General features: G+C 31.4%; 3 protein-coding genes and 2 tRNA genes. All 5 read left to right on the top strand.

What is annotated here, in order from left to right; all coding sequences use genetic code 11:
• The first annotated feature begins 79 nt into the window (after positions 1-79).
• Positions 80-170: transfer RNA gene (locus ACRDBA_RS02860), tRNA-Ser, on the top strand.
• A gap of 31 nt (positions 171-201) precedes the next feature.
• Positions 202-292 (top strand) — tRNA-Ser (locus ACRDBA_RS02865).
• Positions 293-386: 94 nt separating this feature from the next.
• Positions 387-1,394 (top strand): LacI family DNA-binding transcriptional regulator, encoded by a 1,008-nt coding sequence (locus tag ACRDBA_RS02870; RefSeq protein WP_438571427.1) that lies wholly within the window; start codon positions 387-389, stop codon positions 1,392-1,394.
• A gap of 215 nt (positions 1,395-1,609) precedes the next feature.
• Positions 1,610-2,554, top strand: coding sequence for an ROK family protein (locus ACRDBA_RS02875; protein WP_438571428.1), 945 nt, complete (start codon positions 1,610-1,612; stop codon positions 2,552-2,554).
• Positions 2,555-2,643: 89 nt separating this feature from the next.
• Positions 2,644-3,305, top strand: a 662-nt coding sequence (locus ACRDBA_RS02880) for an alpha-amylase family glycosyl hydrolase (protein ID WP_438571429.1), incomplete at its 3' end; no start/stop codon positions are given.

A 3,305-nucleotide genomic window follows, 5' to 3' on the forward strand; every position in this document is an offset into this window, starting at 1 on the left:
ATATATCAAAAAAGTTAAAAAATAGGTTGACATAAAAATAACTAGTTGATATAATAATACTTGTCGAGAGACGAAGTATGGAAAGATGGTCGAGTTGGTTTAAGGCACCGGTCTTGAAAACCGGCGTACCTTTACGGGTACCCAGGGTTCGAATCCCTGTCTTTCCGCCAGTTTTATATTTAATATAAACGTAGGGCACATGGAGAAATACTCAAGTGGCTGAAGAGGCGCCCCTGCTAAGGGCGTAGGTCGGGCAACTGGCGCCCGGGTTCAAATCCCGGTTTCTCCGCCAAAACATCTAACGAAAGTTAGATGTTTTTTTTATATTAAAATAGAGTATATTAGGTAATATTATAATAAGATGTTAAGAACTGAGGGGTAATTTTATGAAGGTAACAATAAAAGATGTAGCAAAAGAAGCTAATGTAGCTACTTCAACAGTATCTAGAGTATTATCTGGTAGTCAAAGAATAAGTGAAGAAACAAAAGCGAGAGTGCATGAAGCAATAAAGAAACTTAATTATACACCGAATGTAATAGCAAGAGGATTGGCTAATAAAAGAACAAGAATATTAGCAGTAGTATTACCAGAAGAAGCAGAAGATATATTTTCAAATCCTTTTTTTGTTCAAGCAATGAAGGGAATAAGTGTATGCGCACAAAAAGAAAATTATTATATTATGTATGCATTTAAAGAAAAGGATAATGAAGAAGAGGCTTGGATAAAAAAATTTACAGATAGTAAGCTTGTTGATGGGATATGCTTATTAAATGTTAAAGATAATGATGATTACATAAATAATTTAACTAAAATGAAATTTCCATTTGTAGTTATAGGAAGACCTGAAAATATAGGAGATACACTTTGGGTAGATAATGATAACTTTCAAGCTATGTATAACTTGGTTCAAAGATTTATTGATATGGGACATAGGGAAATTGGATTCATTGGTGGAAAAGGACATTTAAATGTATCTAAAGATAGATTTAATGGATATAAGCAGGCTTTGCTAAGTAGAGGACTAGATTTTAATGATAAATTAATTTTGGAAATGAAGGATTTTACTGAAAGTGAAGGCTATATAGCAGCAAGGGAAATATTAAAAGAGAATAAGTTAACTGCAATAGCTACAACAGATGATCTTTTAGCATTTGGAGTTCAAAGATTTTTAAATGAAATGAATCTAGGAGATATAGCTTTAGCTGGTTTTAATAATACACCATTAGCCCAATATCAAACTCCATCATTGACATCCGTTGATATAAATTCGGAACAGTTAGGATATTATGCAACTAAGCTATTAATTAATAAATTGGAAGATAGAGAGCAAGAAAAAAAATACTATATAATTGATACTGAATTGATAGAAAGAGATTCATTTTTAAATAGATAAGCAGAAATGCTTATCTATTTAATTAGTGCAATCGGTTGCACAAGAATTAAAGATGTTTAAGTAGTATGATAATGATAAATCAAAATAATTAGTAAATTTGACTTAAAATGAACTTTTTATTTCTTGTAAACAATTTCTGTAAATGATATACTAAATTCAAGAAATACGAGAGATAAAAATTATAAGCTTATTATTAAAATATTTGGAGGGTGTACATGAATAAGAAATATGTAGTAGGTGTTGACTTAGGCGGAACTAAGATATACACAGCATTAGTTGATTTAGAAGGAACTATAAAAAAAGAAATTACAGTAAAAACAGAAGCTGAAAAAGGCGGACAAGCTGTATTAGAAAAAATATTAAATTCAATAGATCATGTTTTAGCTGGAACAGATATTCAAGAAGTAGGAGCTATTGGAGTAGGTTCACCGGGACCATTAGATGTTGCAAATGGAATAATTGTATGTAGTTCAAACTTACCATTTGAAAACTTTAATATTGTACAACCTATAAAAGATATGTTTAAGCTTCCAACTTATTTAGATAATGATGCAAATGTAGCAACATTAGCAGAGTTTATGTTTGGTGCAGGAAAAGGAACTAATAATATGATATTTATTACTGCAAGCACGGGTATTGGCGGAGGAGCAATTTTAAATAAACAATTATTTAGAGGAAGTACAGCTAATGCACTAGAAATAGGTCATACAACAGTAATGGTTGGAGGCCCAAGATGTGGATGTGGAAATACTGGATGTGCAGAAGCACTAGCGTCAGGGACTTCAATAATGAAGAGAGCTAGAGAAGCTGTAGCTAGCAATGTTGAAACTTCACTTAAAAATTATGAAAAAGTAACAGCTCAAGAAGTTTTTGTAGAAGCCGAAAAAGGAGATAGAGTAGCAAAGGAAATACTAGATAATGCTTTATCATACTTAGGAATTACAGCTGCTAATATTTCAAATATATTTGATCCCGATGTGATAGTAATCGGTGGTGGAGTAAGTAATGGTGGAAAAATTGTTTTTGATAAAGTAAGAGAAGAAATTGACAATAGATGTTTAAAAACAATTGCAGAGCATGTAAAAATTGAAAAAGCAATGCTAGGAGGAAAAGCTGGAGTGCTAGGAGCAGCAGCTTTAGCAATATTAGAAAGTAAATAATATATAGAATGTACAGTTAAAAGCTGTACATATCTTTTAAGCAATTACGCAAACGGTTGCACAATGGTGATGTATAATGGAGGATTAATATGAAGCAAAAGTGGTGGAAAGAAGCAGTAGGATATCAAGTATATCCTAGAAGTTTTAATGACTCTAATAATGATGGAATAGGCGATTTAAATGGAATTATTTCGAAGTTAGATTATTTAAAGGGTTTAGGAGTAAATGTATTATGGATTTGCCCTATGTATAAGTCACCTAATGATGATAATGGGTATGACATAAGTGATTATCAAGATATAATGGATGATTTTGGAACAATGAAAGATTTTGATAATCTTTTAGAAGAAGTTCATAAGAGGGAAATGAAACTAATAATTGATTTAGTTGTTAATCACACAAGTGATGAACATAAGTGGTTTGTTGAATCTAAATCATCAAAAGATAATCCAAAAAGAGATTGGTATATATGGAGAGAAGGTAATAATGGAGCTGAACCGAACAATTGGGAAAGTATTTTTAAGGGATCAGCTTGGCAGTATGATAAAGATACAGAAGAATATTTCTTACATTTATTTACGAAAAGGCAACCAGACTTAAATTGGGAGAATGAAGATGTAAGAAAAGAAGTTTATAAAATGATAAATTGGTGGCTTGATAAAGGTGTTGATGGATTTAGGGTAGATGCCATAAGCCATATAAAAAAGGAAGATGGATTAACGGATATGCCTAATCCTAATAATTTAGATTA

The sequence above is a fragment of the Clostridium sp. genome, from assembly GCF_051654825.1.
Classification (GTDB): Bacteria; Bacillota; Clostridia; order Clostridiales; family Clostridiaceae; genus Clostridium.

Excerpts from the sequence above, each read along its gene's own strand:
- ACRDBA_RS02870 (WP_438571427.1), top strand. The coding sequence starts at position 387 with ATGAAGGTAACAATAAAAGATGTAGCAAAAGAAGCTAATGTAGCTACT.
- ACRDBA_RS02875 (WP_438571428.1), top strand. The coding sequence starts at position 1,610 with ATGAATAAGAAATATGTAGTAGGTGTTGACTTAGGCGGAACTAAGATA.